A 19,815-nucleotide genomic window follows, 5' to 3' on the forward strand; every position below is an offset into this window, starting at 1 on the left:
CGGGGAGGGAGGGCTCCCCAGCTGGAATCGGCCAGGACAGCATAGAAAGAGGCGCGCCCGGGGGGCCGGACGCGCCTCTTTGGTCAATCAGTACCAGCAATCAGCACGGTTTCCAGGTTTTGCCGCCCGGCGCGTAGCAACGCGGTCCGTTGTACCCCTCGTAGGGATTACTTTGGACCGGCGCCGGATCGACGTATAGCGGGGGTTGGGGCTGCGGTTGCGGTTGCGGCGGCGGAGCGACGTACTGCTGTTGTTGCTGGCGCAGCGCCTCCGCCTGGGCGGCTGCGGCGGCGCGCTGCCGTTCAACTTCAGCGGCTTCGGCAGCGAGGCGGTTGGCCTCGGCCTGTTCAGCTTCGGCCACCTTGCGGGCTTCTTCTTCGGCAGCCACGCGCTCGGCTTCCGCTTGGGCCTCGGCTTCAAGGCGCTTCGCTTCGTCCTCCGCAGCCTGGCGTTCAGCCTGGACGCCTGACAATTCAGTGTGCCGTTTCTCGACACTTTCTGTGGCCTTTTTGGCACGGATCAGGAGTGCCGCTCGGTCAGCCTCCGAGACGGTCTTCCAGATCAGGGAACTTCCGGTCTTGGCGCCGGCCTCCAGCTCACCCAGCATCTTTCGAACGGCGGCCTGGGACGCCAGAACGGCAGCGGCAGCAGCGGCCGCGGATGCAGCGGACGCCCCGGCGTCCTCGGCCGCAGCTGCCTGCGCTGCGTCCTCAAGTGCCGCAATGGTGCCGGGAACGGTGCATTCAATGTCTTCCGCGAACAGTCCGGCCTGGCGTTCCTCGGCCTGTTCATACGCGGCATCCACGGGAGGGCGGAACTTCGCGTTCTTCCCGTAGGTGACGGGAATCCCGAAACCCTGGCGGGCTACCTCGGCGTTGATCAGGCGGTCTTCGGAGTCATAGACAGCGGCCAGGGTCCGCCCGTAGCGGTCATGGCGCTCGACGTCGAACGCGAGCGTGACCTTGCTGCCGGCCGGCAGCACGTCTGCCAGGAAGTCCGTCGCTTCCGGGCCCAGGCACTCGACTGGCTTGTTCGGGTCCTTTGTCTCCGGAGTGTCCACGTTCAGGAGACGAACGGTGAGGTCTTCATTCTGGAAGTCGACGACGAGGGTGTCTCCATCGATGACCCGGACGACCCGGGCCTGGTCAGCGTTCGCGGCGTTGGCGACGACCACTGAGGTGGCTGTGACGGTTACAGCGGCTGCGGCGGCGATGGCAGCTTTCTTCGTGAGGATCACTTTGATGCGCCGTACGCAGCTGCGGCGAAAGCGGGCCGGAAGCGCATAGGTGCGTCCGTGGGTGCGGAGCAGGTAACTCCGCTGATGGTGCAATACAAAATGTCCCCTATGTAGTTGAAATGACAGAGGAGACAGTCGGCCATCCTCACAGCTCGGTAAGCAGGCTTACCGAAGCCATGGTCCGCTGTGCATTGCGTTTGAATAACGTTCCGGGAACCCCTTGCCGGAGGGGCATGCGCGGGCATATGTTGTGCTGGCCTACAAATTGTCGGTAGGGGTACCGGCAGGGCGCTACAGCGTTGTATCCGCTCGATCCAGCCGTCCGGGTCACAGGGGTGTTACCCGTCGTCTCGCCGCGCAGTGCCTTGCCGGCGGCAGGATCCTTTTCGAAGGTTCGACCATGAGCAAAAGAAAGAATGTTTCGGCCCTCTTCCTGGCGGCCGGCCTGGCAGCAGGCATGGCGGCCTGCGCCCCAGCCGGCACCACCAACAGCGACAGCGAAGGCGGGGACGGGGTTGACTGCAACGTGGGCATCTCCATGCCGACCCGCAGCCTGGAACGCTGGATCAATGACGGCGAGGGCTTGAAGGAGAATCTTGAAGCCCGCGACTGCACCGTTGACCTGCAGTACGCCGATGACAAGACCGACCAGCAGATCAGCCAGATCCAGAACCAGGTGGCAGGCGGCGCGAAGATCCTGGTGGTCGCAGCGATTGACGGCGAAACCCTGGGCCCGGTCCTCGAGGACGCAAAGTCCCAGGACGTCCAGGTCATCGCCTACGACCGGCTGATCAACGGCACCGACGCCGTGGACTACTACGCCACGTTCGACAACTACCAGGTGGGCCAGCTCCAGGGCGAGTTCATCGAGGAGCAGCTGGGCCTGGCCGACGGCGAAGGCCCCTACAACCTCGAACCGTTCGCCGGCAGCCCGGATGACAACAACGCCAAGTTCTTCTTCTCCGGCGCCTGGGACGTCCTGCTGCCCTACGTGGAGAGCGGGCAGCTGGTGGTTCCCTCCGGCAAATCCCCGGCCTCCAACGACGACTGGGCGTCGATCGGCATCCTCGGCTGGGGCTCGGCGGATGCGCAGGCGGAAATGGACAACCGGCTGCAGTCCTTCTACACCGGCGGCGACAAGGTCGACGTCGTGCTTTCGCCCAATGACAGCCTGGCGCTCGGCATCGAACAGTCGCTTTCCAGCGCAGGGTACGCCCCGGGCACCGACTGGCCGGTGATCACCGGGCAGGACGGCGACGTTGCGAATATCAAAGCCATCCTGGCCGACCAGCAGTCCATGACGGTCTGGAAGGACACCCGTGAGCTCGGCGCCCAGGTGGACACCATGATCGAGCAGATCGTCAACGGTGACGAGGTGGAGGTCACTGACACCGAGACCTATGACAACGGAGTGAAGGTGGTCCCCACCTACATCCTCGAACCGCAGGTCGTGGTCAAGGACGATGTCCAGCCGATGCTGGTGGACTCCGGCTTCGTGGAAGCCTCCGACATCGGGCTGTAGCGGTCCCCGGCTGTAGCGGTACCGGTATGCGGGGCACGGCGGCAGCAGCCGTCGTGCCCCACCTTCCCACTTCAGTGAGGCGAGAGATGATCGACGACGACGTCGTCCTGCACATGGACGGCATTGTGAAGGAGTTCAACGGCATCAAGGCCCTGGACGGGGTGTCCGTGTCCGTTAGGCGCGGCGAGGTGCACGGCATCTGCGGCGAGAACGGCGCCGGCAAGTCCACGCTGATGAAGGTGCTCAGCGGCGTCTACCCGCACGGCAGTTTCGAGGGATCCATCTCGCTGGAGGGCAGGCCGGTCAGCTACGGCTCGATCAATGACAGCGAACGGGACGGGATCGTGATCATCCACCAGGAACTGGCGCTCAGCCCGTTCCTGTCCATCGCGGAGAACATCTTTTTGGGCAACGAGGTGCAGCGCGGCGGGGTGATCGACTGGAACCAGACCAACCTGCAGGCCGCGGCCCTGCTGAAGCGGGTGGGGCTGGAGGAGAACCCGGCCACCAAGATCCTGGAGCTCGGCGTCGGCAAGCAGCAGCTGGTGGAAATTGCCAAGGCACTGTCCAAGGAAGTGAAGATCCTGATCCTGGACGAGCCGACGGCGGCACTGAACGACGGCGATTCGGCGCACCTTTTGGGGCTCATTGACCAGCTGCGCGAGGGCGGCATCACGTCGATCGTCATTTCCCACAAACTGAACGAAATCCGGGCCATCGCGGACACAGTGACCGTGATCAGGGACGGAAAAACCATTGAGTCCTTTCCGGTGGAAGACACCCCGGAAATCGAAACCCGGATTATCCGGGACATGGTGGGACGGCCCCTGGACAGCCAGTTCCCGGACCGGGAACCGCAGATCGGCGAGGAGAAGTTCCGGGTGGAGGACTGGACGGTTCACCACCCGATCGACGTCGACCGGGTGGTGGTTTCCAACGCGTCCTTCAACGTCCGAGCCGGGGAAATCGTCGGCTTCGCGGGGCTGATGGGGGCCGGACGCACCGAACTGGCGATGAGCATCTTCGGCCGGTCCTGGGGCACCGGGATTTCCGGGCGGGTGTACAAGGACGGCGTGGAAATCCAGACCCGGTCGGTGGGAGAGGCGATCCGGCACGGGCTGGCCTACGTGAGCGAGGACCGCAAGCGGTACGGGCTGAACCTGATCGGCTCGGTGGTGGTCAATGTGTCCGCCGCCGCGCTGGGGAAGCTGGCCCGGCTGGGGGTGATCGACAAGCACCGCGAATACGCCGTGGCGGATGACTACCGGCAGAAGATGAACATCCGCACGCCGTCCGTCGCCTCCCTGGTGGCGAACCTCTCCGGCGGAAACCAGCAGAAGGTGGTGCTGAGCAAATGGATCTACTCCGGCCCGGAGGTGCTGATCCTGGACGAACCAACCCGGGGAATCGACGTCGGCGCAAAGTTTGAGATTTACGGAATCATCAACGAGATGGCGGCGCAGGGCAAAGCCGTGCTGGTCATTTCCAGTGAACTGCCGGAGCTGATCGGACTCTGCGACCGCATCTACACGATTGCCGAAGGCCGGCTCACCGCGGAAGTTCCACGGGCCGAAGCCACGCAGGAGGAACTGATGCGGCACATGACCGCCGTCCGGACCGAAGCGGGGCCGGCCGAATCCGCCCGTAACGAAGGAGCACAAGGGACGTGACCACCACAACTTCCGAACAGGCGAAGACCCCTGCCCCTCCTCCTGCAGGCGGCAACGGCCGGAAACGGATGCGGATCGACCTGAACCAGTACGGCATCCTCGCCGCGCTGGTGGTGATCGTCCTGCTGTTCCAGGCCCTCACCGGCGGGCGCCTGCTGTATCCGGGCAACGTCAGCAACCTCATCCAGCAGAACGCGTACGTGCTGATCCTGGCGATCGGCATGGTCATGGTGATCATTGCCGGGCACATCGACCTTTCCGTGGGATCGGTGGTCGCCACCGTGGGAGCCATCGCGGCCCTGGCGATGAACAACTGGGGCATGCCCTGGTGGGCGGCCGTGATCATCTCCCTGGTGGTGGGCGCACTGATTGGGGCGTGGCAGGGATTCTGGGTGGCGTTCGTGGGGATACCCGCGTTCATCGTCACGCTGGCGGGCATGCTGGTGTTCCGCGGCGTCGCATTGATCCTGCTCACCGGCGGAACCATCAGCGGCCTGCCCCGGCCGTTCAACGCGATTGGCTCCGGCACGCTGCCGGCCACCGGCACCCCGGACCTGCTCACGCTGGGGATTGGGGCGCTCGCCTCCGTGGCGCTGGTGGCCCAGCAGTTCAAGGCACGCAGCGACCTGCGGAAGCTCGATCTGCCCCGGGAGCGGACGGCGTCGTTCGTGTTCAAGAACGCCGTGGCCGTCGCCGCGATCATGTACCTCTGCTACCTGCTGGCCTACAACCGCGGGACGCCGATCATCCTGATCATCCTGGCGGCGCTGGTGCTGGCGTATTCGTTCCTGCTGAACCGGACCGTCTTCGGCCGGCACATCTACGCGATGGGCGGGAACCTGAATGCGGCGATGATGTCGGGTGTGAAGACCCGCTGGGTGAACTTCATGGTTTTCGTGAACATGGGTTTCCTGGCCGGCCTGGCCGCTGTGGTGAGTACGTCCCGCGCCGGCGGTGCAGTAGCCTCTGCAGGCGGCGGCTTTGAGCTGGACGCGATTGCTGCCGTGTTCATTGGCGGCGCTTCGGTGCAGGGCGGTGTCGGCACAGTGGTCGGTGCCGTGATCGGCGGCCTGGTGATGGGTGTGCTGAACCAGGGCCTGTCCATCCTGTCCGTGGACACCGCGTGGCAGCAGGTGATCAAGGGCCTGGTACTGCTGCTGGCCGTCGCGGTCGGGTTCGCGCGGCGGGGGAGGAGCGCACGGTAGGTGCGGCAGGACGGATGAGGTTTGCAGGCTCCTTCTGTGAAACTAGCGGACGTGAATATCCGCCATGAGCGCAGGAAGATACTGGTCTGCCGGGGTCTTGTGGAGCCAGTCGGTCAAGATCTGATCCCAGACCTCATCCCGGGGCCGTCCAGCTGCAGCGCCGTCGCGCAACGTTTCCCATACGTCGTCCTGAATTATCCTGGCAGTGGAATCCCTCGGCACGTTCGAGGGTGTGAACGCCAGTCGGTCGGCACCCTGGGAGATGAGCCAGCCGACTGTGCAGTGCTTTCCATCCTCAGGAATCCATAGCTCCGCCACTCTGCCGATCTCGGTCCAGTCGATCGCCGGGTATCTCGGGGACTCGGCAACCTTGTCGAAGATCTGTTCACGATTCCGCATGTTTCCATCCAATCCACACGGCCGCCCGCGGTGGCGAGGCGCCGATGAATATGAAGCCGTATATCCATTATCCGACTCTGATGACCGGCTGAAGCTCCGACGTGTGCGAGACCTCGCGACTGGATAACGCGCAGCCGCTGGCATCGAGTAGGCCGCCCATATGCGTCCAGCGGCCGGTCCTCTAGGACTCCAGCGTGATGTCAAGCCGCTGCACCTGCGGCACCTCGACGGGGTTCAGCTGCGCCCGGCAGCACAGCTCGCCCCGCTCCCCGGGCACAATCCAGCGAAGCTCGGCGGGTGCATCCCCGCCGGCCGTGCGCGCTCTTTCAGGATGCAGCGGGCCGACGGCGGCGCGCAGCCGCAGCCACTCTCCGCGGCGCTCCTCCCACGGCTGATCCTGATCGATATTGGGGGCGAAATAGGCGCGGAGGCCATTCTCGGCCTCGGCCGTGGGGCCGGACAGCCAGGCAGCCAGGGCTTCACGGACAGCATGCAGTTCCGGCCAGGTTCCGGCATCGGACCGCTCTTCGATGCCTGCTGGCGGGGGCTGATTTGCGGGTGCCTGCGGAGCAATCCCGAGAGCGGTGTCCAGGGCACGGGTCACCGCTTCCCCGATGCGGGAGTAGGTGGCGTTCTCCAGGCCCAGTGCTACGGTGCCGGTCTCCGGATGCCAGCGCATGTGCGCGCTGAATCCGGGATAACCGCCGGAATGAGAGACGATCCGCCCCGCGGCCGGATGCTCCAGGACGTTGAGGCCAAAGCCGTAGCCTCGGCGGGTTCCGGGCAGGTCCCCCGGGCGCAGCGGCACCGGACGGTGGATTCGCTGCATCTCTGCCCGCTCAGCGAGATCCAGCGGGCCGGCGGCCAGCGGCCCGGCAGCTGAGGGATCGGCAGCATGGGCGGGACCGGCCGCCAGCCAGGCGGCCCACCGGCGCAGGTCCCGCAGGGTGGAAAAGAGGCCGCCAATGGGTGAGAACATCCCGGGGCCGGAGAAGGGCAACTGCTGCCAGCCTCCGGGTGCGTGCCGGTAGCCGTGCACTGCGGGGACGGTCAGTTCGGACGCAGAGAAAACGGTGTCTGCCAAGCCCAGCGGACGGAGCAGGCTTTCGGCCACCAGGGCACGGTAGCTCGTCCCTGAGGCCCGTTCCAGGATGCGCCCCAACATGGCGTAGCCGAGGTTCGAATAGCGGAAGCGGTCACCGGGCGCAGAGGCCAGCCGGATTCCTCCGGCCAGCAGGCGGTCGAACTGTTCCGCCGGCATGGACTCCTGCCGGTCTGCCCAGGGGTCGTCCTCGGGCAGGCCCGAAGACATGGTGAGCAGGTGACGGAGAGTCACCGGACCGGCCGTGGCAAACGCCCCGGTGAACCGAAGCTCCGGAAGCCATTCGCGGATGTCCGTGGCAAGGTCCAGACGGCCGGAGCGCCGCAGTACCAGGGCTGCCGCAGCCGTGAAGCTCTTGGTACAGGAAGCGATGCGGAAGGCCGTCCGCTCATCGGGCGGGTGCCCGGCGTCGTCGGCAGCGCCGCGCAGCACCCGGACGGTTGAACTGCCGGGGCGGGTTACCTCGGCCACGAGCACCGGGGCAAGGCCCTCCGAAAAACGTGCCTGGAACAGGGCTTCCAGCTCGACTTCCGGCCACCTTCCCTGTCCCGGCAGCGCCTCTCCCGGCAGCCGCTCTCCCGCCGGCCGCCCGCCGGATCCTGCCGCCGAAGGTGCTCCGGGTACGTCCTCAGACATGAGCGAGGAAATCCTGCAGCACCTTCTGCCCGCCCCGCACCGAGGCGACCGGTACCCGTTCGTCGACTCCGTGCACCCCCTCGGGGATGCGCCCGTCAGGGTCTGCCGTGAGCGGTGCAAAGCCATAGCACTGGATGCCCAGGCGGGAAAACGCTTTCGCGTCGGTGCCGCCGCCCATGCACATAGGCACCACCACCGCCTCCGGATCGTGCCGCACCAGGGCCTGGCGCATCGCCTCGAACCACGGGGAATCCACCGGGGACTGCAGCGGGCTCTCCCGGGTCAGGAAGCGAAGACTGACGTCCGGGCCCAGCAGTTCCTTAACCATGGCCAGGGTTTCCTCCTCCGTGCCGGGCAGGCAGCGGATATCGACGTCGGCTTCCGCCAGGCCGGGAATGACGTTCGTCTTGTATCCGGCCCGGAGAACGGTCGGTGTTGCCGAGCAGCGGACAGTCACCCTCGCGACCCGTCCCGCCTCGCCCATGGCATCGATGGCAGCCTCCACGCCAGCCTCGCTGGACAGGTCCGCCTCGAACCCGAGCGCCGCCGTCGTCTGCTCGATGTAGGCGCGGACCACAGGAACCAGCACCTGCGGCCAGTGGTGATTACCCAGGCGGTGCAGTGCGTCGACCAGGTTCTGCACCGCGTTGACCGGAACCGGGCGGGAGCCGTGGCCGGAAACGCCTTCGGCTCGGACGCGGATGTGCATGGTGCCGCGCTCGCCGGCGCCGACCGGGTAGAGGCGGACGATGCGCCCGTCTGTTCCCGGAAGCAGTGTCGCGGTGCCGCCGGATTCGCCGATTGCGGCCTCGACTCCGGTGAACAGTTCGGGGTGCTCAGTGGCCAGCCAGTCGGCGCCATAGGCGCCCTTGTCCTCTTCATCGGCAACGAAGGCGACCACGATGTCCCGCAGCGGCCGCTGGCCGGAATCGGCCCAGTTCAGCAGGGTGGCCAGGGTCATGGCGGCCATGTCTTTCATGTCGGCGGCGCCGCGCCCATAGATCCAGCCGTCCCGTACCAGTCCCTCAAAGGGCGGAACGCTCCACTGCTCCGGTTCGGCAGGTACAACGTCCAGGTGTGCATGCACCAGCAGCGCAGGCAGCGAGCGGTCCGCCCCCGGCACCCGCACCACCACGGACTGCCGGTTTTCCTCCGGGCCCAGGACCACTGGATCCAGGCCGGCGGCTGAAAGCCGGGCCGCGATCCACAGGGCAGCCTCCCGCTCTCCATTGCTCTTGCCCTCGCCGTAATTGGAGGTATCGAAGCGAATCAGTTCTGCGCAGAGCTCTGCCGGATCGTGCATGCGGTTCCCTTCACGTGTTTACAAGACAGTAACCAAAATAGGTGAAAAATCTGTTGATTCGGACCCCTTCAGTAATTAGTGTTCAAGCAGCGATTTCCACGCGACCGAATTCATGCCGGATTGCCGGCCGCAGATTACGCTATGCCCGAAATCGGACCGTGGATTCGTGTTTACATTTGTTTGCATATTCCTGCTGGCGAATAAGACCAGCCTGTTACGGAGGAAAACGTAAATTGCAGCCGTATATCCCGCGCCCACCGAGGCACCGCTTCCGTTCTTCCTCCGCTGCAGCTGCCCTGGGGCTGGCGGCAGCACTGGCCGTTCCCCTGGGCGCGGCGGCACCGGCAGTCGCCGCCGAGGACAACGCACCGATGCTCAAGCTCGCCCTGACCGGGGACATTGACACCCTGAACCCCTTCATCTCCATCCTCGCCACGAGCTCGAACGTGCTGCGCCTGCAGTACGAACCGCTCGTTGCGTACGGTGCGGAAGCGAATGAGGAAATCCCGGGGATGGCCGAGAGCTGGGAGACTTCCGAGGACGGGACCGTCTGGACGTTCAGCATGCCCGAGGGTCGGCAGTGGTCCGACGGGGAGCCGATCACCGCCGAAGACGCGGAGTGGACCTACAACGCCATCATGGAAAACGATGACCTGAAGCAGGCCAACGGCTCAGTGCTGAGCAGCGTGGAGTCGGTCGAAGCCGAGGATGACACCACCTTGGTGATCACCCTGACCGAGGCGCAGGCCGTCAACCCCGGCACCGAGCTGCCGATCGTCCCCGAGCATGTGTGGGCCGAGCTGGATGATCCGGCCGCCTACGCCAACGACAAGGACACGGTGGGATCGGGGCCGTTCGTGGTAGACAACTACGACAAGTCCGCCGGCGTCACCATGTCCACCAACCCGAACTACTGGCGCGGAGCCGCGAAGATTTCCGGCGTCACCTGGATTCCGTACAAGAACTCCGACGCCGCCGTGCAGGCGCTGCGCACCGGAGAGATCGACATTGTCAGCGGCCTCACCCCGGCCCAGTACCAGGCCCTGGAGAACGAACCGAACATCACCACCAACGCCGGTACCGGGCGCCGCTACCAGGCCATCGGCATCAACCCCGGCGCCCAGACCGCTGACGGCACCCCGATGGGCGACGGACACCCGGCGCTGCAGGACGTGCAGGTGCGCCGGGCCGTGGCCCTGGCCATCGACAGCGACACCCTGCTGGAAAAGGTCCTGCAGGGGCTGGGGGACAAGGCCACGGGTGAGATTCCCATGACCTACCCGCTCTACCACTGGGATACCGATGAGCTGCCGCTGGCCTACGACCCGGACGCCGCCAACACGCTGCTGGACGAGGCCGGATACGAAATGGGTCCCGACGGCGTCCGGCTGGACAAGGACGGCAACGCACTGTCCATGCGCCTGATGGGCCGCAACTCGGATCCGACCCACCAGCAGATGGCCGATTACGTCAAACCCTGGCTCAAGGAAATCGGCATTGACGTTTCCGTGGAAATGAAGGCTCCCGCCCAGGTGAATGATGATTCCACCGTCGGCAACTACGATCTCTACTTCACGGGCTGGGGAATCGGTCCGGATCCGGATTTCCAGCTGTCCATCAACCAGTGCAGCTCGCGCCCGAATGCAGACGGCACCGGCGCGACGTCGGAGAACAATTACTGCGACCCGGCCTTCGATGAACTGTACAAAGCACAGCACGCCGAACTGGACCAGGAAAAGCGCAGCGAGCTGGTGGCCCAGGCACAGGAAATGATCTACAACGCCGCCGTCAACAAAGTCCTCTACTACGCCAACAGCCTCGAGGCCTACCGCTCGGACCGCTGGGAGCCCTTTGTCACCCAGCCGGCAGAGGGCGGCGTCATCACCAGCCAGAACGGCCCGTGGAGCTACTACGAGGCCACCCCGGCAGGTGAGCTGGATGAAGCCGGCGCCGTGACGGACGACGACAGCAACACCGGAATGTTCATCGGCGTTGGCGCAGCTGTACTCGTGGCCGGCCTCGTGGCCTTCCTGCTGATCCGCCGCCGCTCCGCCACCGCGGACGACCGCGAGTAGCTGTGGCAGAAGCGCTCAGCGAGCAGGACCTGACTCCCGCCCGCCAAGACTCCGACGATCAGCGCAGGAATTCCTCCTGGCTGCATTACGTCGGCGTCAAGGCGGGCGGGGCGGCCGTCTCCCTCATCATGGTGGTGGTCCTCGGGTTCTTCGCGTTCCGGATCCTGCCGGGAGACCCGGTGCGTTCCCTCGCGGACGGCCGGCAGGTCACTGCCGAACAAATGGACATCCTGCGCCGGGATTACGGCCTGGACCAGCCCCTGTTGGGCCAGTTCTGGCGCTACCTCACCGACCTGTTCCAGGGGAAGCTGGGGGATTCCTACACGTACAACAGGCCGGTGCTGGAACTGATCGGCGACCGTCTGGGTCCCACCCTCCTGCTGACCGGCACCGCTGCGCTGATCTCGGTGGTGCTCGGGCTGTGGCTCGGGCAGAAGGCAGCGTGGCGCCGGGGCAGCCTGTTCGACAAGACCCAGACCGGACTGGCACTGATCTTCTGGTCGGTGCCGACGTTCTGGCTCGGGCTGCTGCTCCTGCTGCTCTTCGCCGGAACCCTGAACTGGTTCCCCACCGGCGGCATGGTCACCGCGGGCAGCAGTGCCGGCGGGCTCGAACGGATCCTGGACATCGGCCACCACATGGTTCTGCCGGTGCTGACCATGGTGGCCGTGGTCTACGCCCAGTACCTGATGGTGATGCGGGCATCGCTGCTCGAGGAGATGACCTCCGACTACCTGACCACAGCGCGGGCCAAGGGGCTGCGGGAAGACGACGTACGCCGTCGACACGCAGTGCCGAACGCCCTCCTGCCCGCCGTCACGCTGATTTTCCTGACCTTGGGAGGGCTGATCGGCGGTGCGGTCACGGTGGAAACCGTGTTTTCCTGGCCGGGTCTCGGCTATCTGACCTTCCAGGCCCTGTCCGCGCCGGACTTCCCGCTCCTGCAGGGGACATTCGTGGTCTTTTCCTCGATCGTCATCCTGATGAACTTCGCCGCGGACCTGTTGTACCGCGTGCTCGATCCGCGATTGAGGGCCTCATGAACGCAACCCGGACCGCCTCGCGGGCGGCATGGGCGCGGCGCCGTGCTTCCGCCGCCGCAGGCTGGACACAGTTCCGCAGCAACAAGGCCGGGGTCAGCGGGATGATCGTCCTGCTCATTGTGGTGGCGCTGGCGCTGCTGGCCCCGGTGCTGGCACCGGAATCAACCCTCGACGTCACCCGGCTCGATTCCCTGCAGAACGAGCCGCCGTCGCTGGCCAACCCGCTCGGTACCGACCCGTCCGGGCGCAGCGTGCTGGCCATGCTGTTGTGGGGAGCCCGGGTCTCCCTGGTGGTCGGCTTCGCCGCAACGGCCGTCTCCATGGTGATCGGCACCGTCGTCGGGATGGCGGCCGGACACTTCTCCGGAGCCATCCAGGCAGTGCTCATGCGGATCATCGATTTCTTCCTGGTGGTTCCCTCCCTGGTGCTGGCCATTGTCCTCTCCAGCATCCTGGGCGCCGGGGTCATCACCATCGTCGCGGCGATCGGCATCACCTCCTGGGCGTCGACGGCCCGCCTGGTCCGGGCCCAGACCCTGACCATCGAGTCCCGGCCGTACATCGACCGCTCCTGGGCGCTTGGTGCCGGCGACGCGCACATCATCGGCCGGCACGTGCTGCCGGCGGTGCTGCCGCTGGTGCTGGCCAACACCACCCTGACCGTGGGTTCGGCCATCATCGCCGAGTCCACGCTGAGCTTCCTGGGCCTGGGCGACTCAACCAGCATCTCCTGGGGAACCATGCTGAAATCCGCCCTGGACACGGGAGCTGCAACCGCCGGGTTCTGGTGGTTCGTGCTCCCGCCCGGTGTGGCGATCGTTATCGTCGTGCTCTGCTTCACCCTGGTGGGCCGCGCCCTGGAATCCGTAGTCAACCCCACCCTGCGAGGACGCTGATGCCCCGGCTGGCTTTTGAAGATATCCGCGTGACCTACACGATCCGGAGCGAGGAAGGTCCCCGGGAGCTGGTGGCCGTCGACGGCGTCTCGCTGGTCCTCGAACCCGGTTCCACGCTGGGCCTGGCCGGTGAATCCGGCTGCGGCAAGTCCACCCTGGCCATGTCCGTGCTCCGGCTGCTTCCGGCCAATGCCCGGGTGGAGGGACGGATTCTGCTCGGCGAGGAGAATGTCCCGGACCTGAGCTGGGGCCGGCTGCGTGCCGTGCGCTGGACCTCCGCCGCCGTCGTGTTCCAGGGCGCCATGCACTCGCTGAACCCGGTGCAGCGCATCGGGGACCAGATCGAAGAGGCGCTGCGCATCCACGCCCGCGAGCTGGATCCGGCCTACCGCGAGGAGAAGGCCCGCCGGGCGCGGGTGACGGAACTCCTGGGCCTGGTCGATCTGCCCCGGGCGAAGGCGGAGTCCTATCCGCACGAGCTCTCCGGCGGACAGAAGCAGCGCGTCATGATCGCCATGGCACTGGCCTGCGAGCCGGAGCTGATCATCGCCGACGAGCCCACTACCGCCCTGGACGTCATTGTCCAGGACCAGGTGCTGCAGGTGCTGACCGGACTGGTGGCCAGCCGCGGCCTGTCGCTGGTGATGATCAGCCATGACCTCTCCGTGCTCGCGTCGACCTGTGAGCGCATCGCGGTGATGCAGAACGGCCGGATCGTGGAGGAGGGCCCGTCCGCTTCGGTCATGCACGCACCGCAGCATCCCCACACCCAGGCCCTGGCCGCAGCGTTCCCCACCATCGGGGACCCGGCGTCCCGCCTGCGCCTGCCCGGTTACGCCGCTGAGCCGGGAGCTCCGGATCCGGACGCTGCGCCCGTCCTGGAGGCCCGCAACGTCTCGGTGAGTTTCGCCGGACGCGGCGCGGGGACGGTCAAAGCGGTCGACGGCGTGAGCATCGCCTGCCGCCGCGGGGAAATCGTGGCCCTGGTCGGCCAGTCCGGTTCCGGGAAAACCACGCTGGCGCGGACCCTGCTGGGCCTGCAGAAACCAACCGGCGGTGAACTGCTCTTTGACGGCAGCCCGCTGCCGCACCGCCGGCGTGCCCTGAAGGCGTACCGGCGGGCCGTGCAGTTCGTGCTGCAGGATCCCACCGCCGCGCTGAACCCCAAGCACACCGTCTACGAATCGGTGGCTGAGGGGCCGCGGCTGCACAAGCTGCCCGGCGACGAGGTCCAGCTGGTGGCCGCCGCGCTGGCCAAGGCGGAGCTGAGCCCGCCGGAGCGGTTCGGCCCGGCCCTGCCCCAGGAGCTGTCCGGCGGGCAGCGCCAGCGCGTGGTCATCGCCGGGGCCTTGGCGCTGGACCCGGAGTTCCTGGTGGCCGACGAGCCGGTGGCCAGCCTGGATGCCTCGGTCCGGGCGGAAATCCTGGCACTGCTGCTGCGGCTGCGCTCCGAGCTGGGGCTCGGTGCGCTGGTCATCACGCACGACCTGGGCCTGGCGTGGAATATCGCGGACCGGGTGGTGGTGATGTACCAGGGCCGGATTGTGGAGGAAGGCCCGGTGGAGCAGGTCCTGCTGGATCCGCAGCACGAGTACACCCGCCGCCTGCTGAGCGTGGTGCCCACCGCGAACGGTCCGGCCGGAGGGGACCCAACCGCGGTCGGGGACCCAGCCGCCGTCGGGGAACCAGCCGCGGGCGGTACCGCCGTCGGGGGACCGGCGTGAGTTCTTATCCGGAACCGGGCCCGCATCCGGAACTCGGCCCGCATCCCGAACTGGGTCCGCTGCGGCCGGGGGCACGGGTAGGGCTGGTGGCCCCCAGCGGTCCGCCGAAGCCGGAACAGTTGCAGCGGGCTGAGGAGGTGCTGCGCGGCTGGGGCCTGGAACCGGTGCGGGGCAAGCACCTGCTGGACCAGCACCCCCGTGCCGGCTACCTTGCCGGGAGCGATGCCGACCGTGCCAGTGACCTGCAGGACGCCTGGTGCGATGACTCGCTGGACGCCGTCCTGTGCGTGCGCGGCGGCTACGGCGCAGTCCGGGTGCTGGACCTGCTGGACGTGCCCACGCTGGCCTCGGCCCGGCCCAAGCCGCTGCTGGGTTCCTCCGACATCACGGCCCTGCACGTGTTCTGGGCCGAGGAACTGGGCCTGGCCACCTGGTTCACGCCGATGGTGGCAACCGGAGCGTTCCTGGACGATCCGGTGGCCGCCGCGGGCGTGCGCCGCGCACTGTTTGAACCGTACGCGGGCACGTCCTACACCGGCCCGGCAGCCGAGGCGCTGGTGCCCGGCACCGCCCACGGGGTCCTGACCGGCGGAAACCTCGCGCTCCTGGCCATGCTCAACGGCGCACGAACCCGAAAGCCGGTCGACAACACCGGGCGCATCGGGCTGCTGGAGGACGTCACCGAAGAACCGTACCGGCTGGACGGGATGCTGCAGACGCTGCTGCGCTCCGGCTGGTTCGACGGCCTCACCGGCGTGGCGCTGGGTTCCTGGTCCGAGTGCGGCGACCTCGCCGAGGTACGGGCCCTGTGCGTCGAACTGCTGGCTCCGCTCGGTATTCCGCTGGTCTGGGAACTGGGCTTCGGGCACGGTCCCGCCGCGCACAGCATCCCGCTCGGCGTCCCCGCCACCCTGACCGCAGGTCAGCAGCCGCAGCTGGTCCTGGACTGACCGGCATGGACCTGGCCGGAAAGCTGCAGGACCTGCTCGACGACGCCGTCGGGCAGGGCATGGTGCCCTCAGCGGTGTGCGCCGCATCGCTCGACGGCGAGGCGTTGCCCGTGCTCGCCGCCGGCCAGGCACTGCGCTTCGGTGCCGGGGGCGTTCCGCTGCCGGAAGCGGAGCAGATACCGGCCGACCCGCAGACCTGGTACGACCTCGCCTCGGTGACCAAGCCCTTTTCCGCCGTCGCCGTCCTGACACTGGTGCGGGACGGGCTCCTGGACCTGGACGAGCCGGTGGCCGCACGGCTGCCCGCCTTCGCCGCAGCTAGCCAGGGGAGCGACGCAGGGAGTCCGGGGAGCGACGCCGGGAAGCAGCGCGTGACGCTGCGGCATCTGCTCACCCACACCTCGGGACTGCCGGGAACCTGGGACGGCTGGCGGCAGCCGCTGGCCGACCGGCAGGCCGCCCTGGCCTCCCTGCTTTCCGTTCCACTGTCCGCGGAGCCGGGCACCGGTTTCAGCTATTCGTGCGTGGGCTACAACACCGCCATGGCACTGGCGGAAAGCGTCACCGGCATGGCCTGGCAAACGCTCGTCGAACACCTGGTCCTGGAGCCCCTGGCGCTGGGCGGGGACATTACGTTCCGGCCCGATCCCGGACACTGCGCCGCCACGGAATGCGGCACGCCGGACGGACGCGCCCTGGTCCGCGGGGAAGTGCATGACGAATCCGCCCACGCCCTGGGCGGGGCCGCTGCCAACGCAGGACTGTTCGGTACGGCCTCGGGCGTCCTGCGGTTCGCCGAGGCGCTGCGCGGGGGCTTCCCGCAGATACTGCCCGGTCCGCTGGCAGACCTGTTGTGGGAGGACCAGCTGGACGGCCTGCTGGGCCCGGCCGCAGAGGCGGCCCGCACCGACGTCGGGTACGGGCAGTCCCTGGGCCTGCGCATCGGCCAGATCGGCTGGATGGGCCGGGAAGGGGCAGGCGCCCGCGGCCACAACGGTTTCACCGGCACCTCCTTCCTGACCGACCGGAGGCGCCGGCTCAGCGTGGTCCTGCTGACCAACCGGGTCCACCCCACCCGCGACGGAACCGATGCATCGCCGCTGCGGAAGGCGGTCAGTGAGGCCGTCTACACCGTTTAGACCCCATCCATCCCGCCAGGAGAGCTCATGCCCGTTCTATCCGACTACAGCGACGGCACACCCGAGATCGCGTTTTGCCTGCTGAACCCCGACGGCGGCACGGCCGCCTCCCGCGGCGCGGACACTGCCTTCTATTCAGCCAGCACCATCAAACTGGCCGTCCTGCTGGCGGTACTGCAGGCGGTGGACCGCGGTGAGCTGGCGCTGGAGACACGGTTTCCTGCCCGGGACACGTTCACCAGTGCCGTGCCCGACGGCGGCGAGTTCGGCTTCCCGGGTGATGAGGCAGACCCGGGGATGCCGGCGGCGGGCACGCCAATGTCCCTGGCCGCCGTGCTGGACCGGATGATCACTGTCTCCTCGAATGCGGCCACGAACATGGCCGTGGACCTGGTGGGGTTCGACGCCGTGAACCGTACACTCGCCGGCGTCGGCGCAGCGTCGTCGTACATGCAGCGCTACATCGGCGACCTCGCCGCCCTGGAAGCCGGACTTACCCACCAGATCACGGCAGCGGATCTGGCCCGCACCATGTACGCCCTGATCTCCGGCAAAGCGCTGGGACCGGAATCCACCGAGTTCGCCCTGGGCCTGCTGGCGCGGCAGGAGTTCGCCTGGCTCGCCGCCGGTCTTGCCCCGGACACGGTCCAGGGCAGCAAGTCCGGCTGGGTGACCGGTATCAGCCACGATGTTGCCTTCTTCGCCCCGGCCGGTACGAGCCTGCAGGCTCCGCTGGAGCGGGCGTGGGTGCTGGCGGTCTGCACCCGCGGCTACGAAGCGGAGGCCGGCCAGGAGGTGCTCGCCGCCGTCGCCGGCCTGGCTGCCGCGGTGGCAGGAAGCGAGTTCAGCGCCGTGGTGCCGGGGTTAGGTTAGTACAGCTAGGCCGGATCGGTGCGGATGCCGGCGGCGGCCAGCCCGGGGTGCAGGCCGGTGATGCCCAGTCCGGGAACTGACGGCAGGCGCAGGACCGGGCCCTCGTAGCGGACGCCGCCGTCGACCGCCGGCACCGCGGGCCACAGCCCGCCGTCGAGGTCCTGGCCGCTGCGCCCGGGGAACTCCGTGCCGAGTCCCGCGGCTGCGGCCAGTGCAGCACCGGCCCCTGCACCCACCGTGCTCTCGAGCATGCAACCGACCAGTACGCCCAGCCCGTGCCCGCGGGCCGCGGCGAGCAGGCGGACGGCGGGATAGATGCCGCCTGCCTTGGCCAGCTTGAGGTTCACCAGCGTCGCCGCGCGGTGGTGCAGCAGGGGCGCCAGGTCCCGTTCGTCCTGAACGGATTCGTCGGCCATGACCGGCACGTCGACGGCGGCCCGCACCCGGGCCAGTCCGGCCCAGTCCCCGGCGGCCACCGGCTGCTCCGCTAGCTCCAGCCCGGCCCCGGCGGCGGCTATGGCGGTGAGCACCTGTATTGCTTCGCCCGGGGTGTAGGCCTGGTTCGCGTCGACCCGCAGCCGCACCGCCGGGCCCACCGCAGCGCGGACAGCAGTCAGCCCGGCCACGGCGTCCAGGTCGGCGCGGAGCTTGACCTTGAGGCAGCGAAAACCTTTCTGCACCCATCCGGTTGCCGCGTCGGCCAGTACCTCTGGTTCCGCGGCGGAGAGAGTCATGTCGGTGAGCACGGTGTCTTCCAGGTTTGCTGCCGCGATCTGCGGATACGCGGCTGCCAGGAACCGGTGTAGGGGCTGCCCGGCGGTTACGGCCGCGAGGTCATGCAGGGCGCAGTCGAGTCCCATCCGAACCGCGGACGGCACCGGCGCTCCGGCGATGCGGCGCACCAGGCCGTCCAGGTCGCTGACGGGACGGCCCATCACCAGGGGAGCGAGGTCCTGCCGTGCCCGGGCCAGTACCTCTGCGGTGCTGACGCCGGTCACCCGGCTGACCGGCGTCTCGCCCCATCCGCTGCGTCCCTCCGAGTCCTGCAGCCGGAACAGCACTGTTTCCAGGACGGAGGACGTCCGGACAGCGGTGCTGAAGGTTCCGGTCAGCGGGAGGCTGAGGGGGTGCAGGTCCAGGGCGGTGATCGTGGCCATGCGTGCTGTTTCCCTGCCTTAGACCACTTGCGCCTCGATCAGCACGGGGCCCTCGGCTTCCAGGGCCTTCCGGTACGCAGCGGCGAATTCTTCCCGGGTTGTGGTGCGGGTTGCCGGAACGCCGTAGCCCTCGGCCAGGGACACGAAATCGATGCCGCCCAGCGTCAGCCCCGGCACGTCCGGGACGCCCATGCGTTGGGCGAATCCTGCCAGCGCGCCGTAACCGGAGTTGTTGACGATGACGAAGACGGTCCGCGTTCCGTGCTGCGCTGCCGTGTAGAGGGCGCTGATGCCGTAGTTGGCGGAGCCGTCTCCCACGGTGGCGACGACGGTCATGTCCGGCCTGGCCAGTGCTACGCCCACAGCAGCGGGCAGGCCGAAGCCCAGACCACCGGAGGCGGGGAAGTGGTACATCCCCGGGCGGTCCATGGCGACCCGTTCCAGGTACTCCAGATCCAGGGTGGTGGTTTCGTTGACGTAGACGACGTCGTCGCGGACCTGTTCGTTCAGGACCTCCAGGATTTGTGTTCCGGTCATTCCATTCGGCGAGGTGGCTGCCGCCGGCAGCTCACGGGCCGGCCGGCGGATTCCCCGGTCCTGCACGCCGGAGGCCAGGACCGCGACGGCGGCAGCTATGTCTGCCACTATCGCGCGGCCAAAGGGTGCGCGGGTGGCTTCGGACGGGTCCTGGGTCAGCTGCCAGACCTGCGTTCCGGGATCGAGGTAGTTCGAGGGCTCCCAGCGGTGATAACGGAACACCGGGGCTCCGAGCACCAGCACGGTGTCATGGCCGGAGAGCTGGCGTCGGACGGAATCGATGCCGGGAACCATCACTCCGCCAAAGTTGGGATGAGTGGTGGGGAAGGGGCCACGCGGAGGGGAGG

At 67.6% G+C, this 19,815-nt stretch carries 16 protein-coding genes; 10 read left to right on the top strand and 6 right to left on the bottom strand.

Annotation, left to right across the window (positions count from 1 at the left end; translation table 11 throughout):
* Positions 1 to 100: 100 nt before the first annotated feature.
* A complete protein-coding gene (locus TVB01_RS15460) occupies positions 101 to 1,237 on the bottom strand; it encodes a thermonuclease family protein (protein WP_422456796.1) in 1,137 nt (378 codons plus the stop codon).
* Positions 1,238 to 1,637: 400 nt separating this feature from the next.
* Between TVB01_RS15460 and chvE the strand changes: the two genes are divergently transcribed.
* From chvE to mmsB, 3 genes are all read left to right on the top strand, one after another.
* The gene (gene chvE / locus TVB01_RS15465) at positions 1,638 to 2,759 is read left to right on the top strand and encodes a multiple monosaccharide ABC transporter substrate-binding protein (RefSeq protein WP_422456797.1); all 1,122 of its coding nucleotides are present in this window, start codon (positions 1,638 to 1,640) and stop codon (positions 2,757 to 2,759) included.
* Between the two features lie 86 nt (positions 2,760 to 2,845).
* Positions 2,846 to 4,429 carry a multiple monosaccharide ABC transporter ATP-binding protein gene (mmsA, locus tag TVB01_RS15470; RefSeq protein ID WP_422456811.1) on the top strand — a complete coding sequence of 528 codons (1,584 nt, stop codon included), beginning with the start codon at positions 2,846 to 2,848 and terminating at the stop codon, positions 4,427 to 4,429.
* Entirely contained in the window at positions 4,426 to 5,634 is a 1,209-nt protein-coding gene (gene mmsB, locus TVB01_RS15475) for a multiple monosaccharide ABC transporter permease (protein ID WP_422456798.1), read from the top strand. Before mmsA ends, mmsB begins: the two co-directional genes overlap by 4 nt.
* 42 nt (positions 5,635 to 5,676) lie before the next feature.
* Here the strand turns inward: mmsB and TVB01_RS15480 are convergent, their stop codons facing one another.
* The 3 genes from TVB01_RS15480 to TVB01_RS15490 all read right to left on the bottom strand — a co-directional run bounded on the left by TVB01_RS15480 (position 5,677) and on the right by TVB01_RS15490 (position 9,074).
* Complete coding sequence (locus TVB01_RS15480) at positions 5,677 to 6,033, bottom strand: hypothetical protein (protein WP_422456799.1); 357 nt, start codon at positions 6,031 to 6,033, stop codon at positions 5,677 to 5,679.
* 181 nt (positions 6,034 to 6,214) lie between these two features.
* The gene (locus tag TVB01_RS15485) at positions 6,215 to 7,771 is read right to left on the bottom strand and encodes a serine hydrolase domain-containing protein (RefSeq protein ID WP_422456800.1); all 1,557 of its coding nucleotides are present in this window, start codon (positions 7,769 to 7,771) and stop codon (positions 6,215 to 6,217) included.
* On the bottom strand, positions 7,764 to 9,074 hold the full coding sequence (locus TVB01_RS15490; RefSeq protein WP_422456801.1) for a M20/M25/M40 family metallo-hydrolase: 1,311 nt from the start codon (positions 9,072 to 9,074) through the stop codon (positions 7,764 to 7,766). Before TVB01_RS15490 ends, TVB01_RS15485 begins: the two co-directional genes overlap by 8 nt.
* Before the next feature lie 233 nt (positions 9,075 to 9,307).
* Here TVB01_RS15490 and TVB01_RS15495 point away from each other — a divergent pair, with 233 nt between their 5' ends.
* From TVB01_RS15495 to TVB01_RS15525, 7 genes are read left to right on the top strand one after another with little or no spacing between them, the layout of a single operon-like run.
* A complete protein-coding gene (locus tag TVB01_RS15495) occupies positions 9,308 to 11,149 on the top strand; it encodes an ABC transporter substrate-binding protein (protein WP_422456802.1) in 1,842 nt (613 codons plus the stop codon).
* 2 nt (positions 11,150 to 11,151) lie between these two features.
* Positions 11,152 to 12,192, top strand: coding sequence for an ABC transporter permease (locus tag TVB01_RS15500; protein ID WP_422456803.1), 1,041 nt, complete (start codon positions 11,152 to 11,154; stop codon positions 12,190 to 12,192).
* A complete protein-coding gene (locus tag TVB01_RS15505) occupies positions 12,189 to 13,088 on the top strand; it encodes an ABC transporter permease (protein ID WP_422456804.1) in 900 nt (299 codons plus the stop codon). The genes TVB01_RS15500 and TVB01_RS15505 overlap by 4 nt, the downstream gene beginning before the upstream one ends.
* A complete protein-coding gene (locus tag TVB01_RS15510; protein WP_422456805.1) occupies positions 13,088 to 14,812 on the top strand; it encodes a dipeptide ABC transporter ATP-binding protein in 1,725 nt (574 codons plus the stop codon). Before TVB01_RS15505 ends, TVB01_RS15510 begins: the two co-directional genes overlap by 1 nt.
* Entirely contained in the window at positions 14,809 to 15,762 is a 954-nt protein-coding gene (locus TVB01_RS15515) for a S66 peptidase family protein (protein ID WP_422456806.1), read from the top strand. Before TVB01_RS15510 ends, TVB01_RS15515 begins: the two co-directional genes overlap by 4 nt.
* Before the next feature lie 5 nt (positions 15,763 to 15,767).
* Positions 15,768 to 16,901: a serine hydrolase domain-containing protein gene (locus TVB01_RS15520; RefSeq protein WP_422456807.1), complete on the top strand. Its 1,134-nt coding sequence runs from the start codon at positions 15,768 to 15,770 to the stop codon at positions 16,899 to 16,901.
* A 27-nt stretch (positions 16,902 to 16,928) separates the two neighbouring features.
* Positions 16,929 to 17,774 carry a serine hydrolase gene (locus TVB01_RS15525; RefSeq protein ID WP_422456808.1) on the top strand — a complete coding sequence of 282 codons (846 nt, stop codon included), beginning with the start codon at positions 16,929 to 16,931 and terminating at the stop codon, positions 17,772 to 17,774.
* 5 nt (positions 17,775 to 17,779) lie between these two features.
* On the opposite strand, the gene TVB01_RS15530 is transcribed toward TVB01_RS15525, so the two are convergent.
* Positions 17,780 to 18,931, bottom strand: a complete 1,152-nt coding sequence (locus tag TVB01_RS15530; RefSeq protein WP_422456809.1) for a mandelate racemase/muconate lactonizing enzyme family protein — start codon at positions 18,929 to 18,931, stop codon at positions 17,780 to 17,782.
* 18 nt (positions 18,932 to 18,949) lie between these two features.
* A partial coding sequence (locus tag TVB01_RS15535) for a thiamine pyrophosphate-dependent enzyme (protein ID WP_422456810.1) occupies positions 18,950 to 19,815 on the bottom strand: 866 nt, incomplete at its 5' end.

The organism is Arthrobacter sp. 7Tela_A1 (assembly GCF_049311065.1).
Lineage (GTDB): Bacteria > Actinomycetota > Actinomycetes > Actinomycetales > Micrococcaceae > Arthrobacter_B.

Bases quoted from the DNA above. Each gene is read 5' to 3' on its own strand.
- chvE (WP_422456797.1), top strand. From the start codon at position 1,638: ATGAGCAAAAGAAAGAATGTTTCGGCCCTCTTCCTGGCGGCCGGCCTG.
- mmsA (WP_422456811.1), top strand. From the start codon at position 2,846: ATGATCGACGACGACGTCGTCCTGCACATGGACGGCATTGTGAAGGAG.
- TVB01_RS15480 (WP_422456799.1), bottom strand. From the start codon at position 6,033: ATGCGGAATCGTGAACAGATCTTCGACAAGGTTGCCGAGTCCCCGAGA.
- TVB01_RS15485 (WP_422456800.1), bottom strand. From the start codon at position 7,771: ATGTCTGAGGACGTACCCGGAGCACCTTCGGCGGCAGGATCCGGCGGG.
- TVB01_RS15490 (WP_422456801.1), bottom strand. From the start codon at position 9,074: ATGCACGATCCGGCAGAGCTCTGCGCAGAACTGATTCGCTTCGATACC.
- TVB01_RS15505 (WP_422456804.1), top strand. From the start codon at position 12,189: ATGAACGCAACCCGGACCGCCTCGCGGGCGGCATGGGCGCGGCGCCGT.
- TVB01_RS15510 (WP_422456805.1), top strand. From the start codon at position 13,088: ATGCCCCGGCTGGCTTTTGAAGATATCCGCGTGACCTACACGATCCGG.
- TVB01_RS15520 (WP_422456807.1), top strand. From the start codon at position 15,768: ATGGACCTGGCCGGAAAGCTGCAGGACCTGCTCGACGACGCCGTCGGG.
- TVB01_RS15525 (WP_422456808.1), top strand. From the start codon at position 16,929: ATGCCCGTTCTATCCGACTACAGCGACGGCACACCCGAGATCGCGTTT.
- TVB01_RS15530 (WP_422456809.1), bottom strand. From the start codon at position 18,931: ATGGCCACGATCACCGCCCTGGACCTGCACCCCCTCAGCCTCCCGCTG.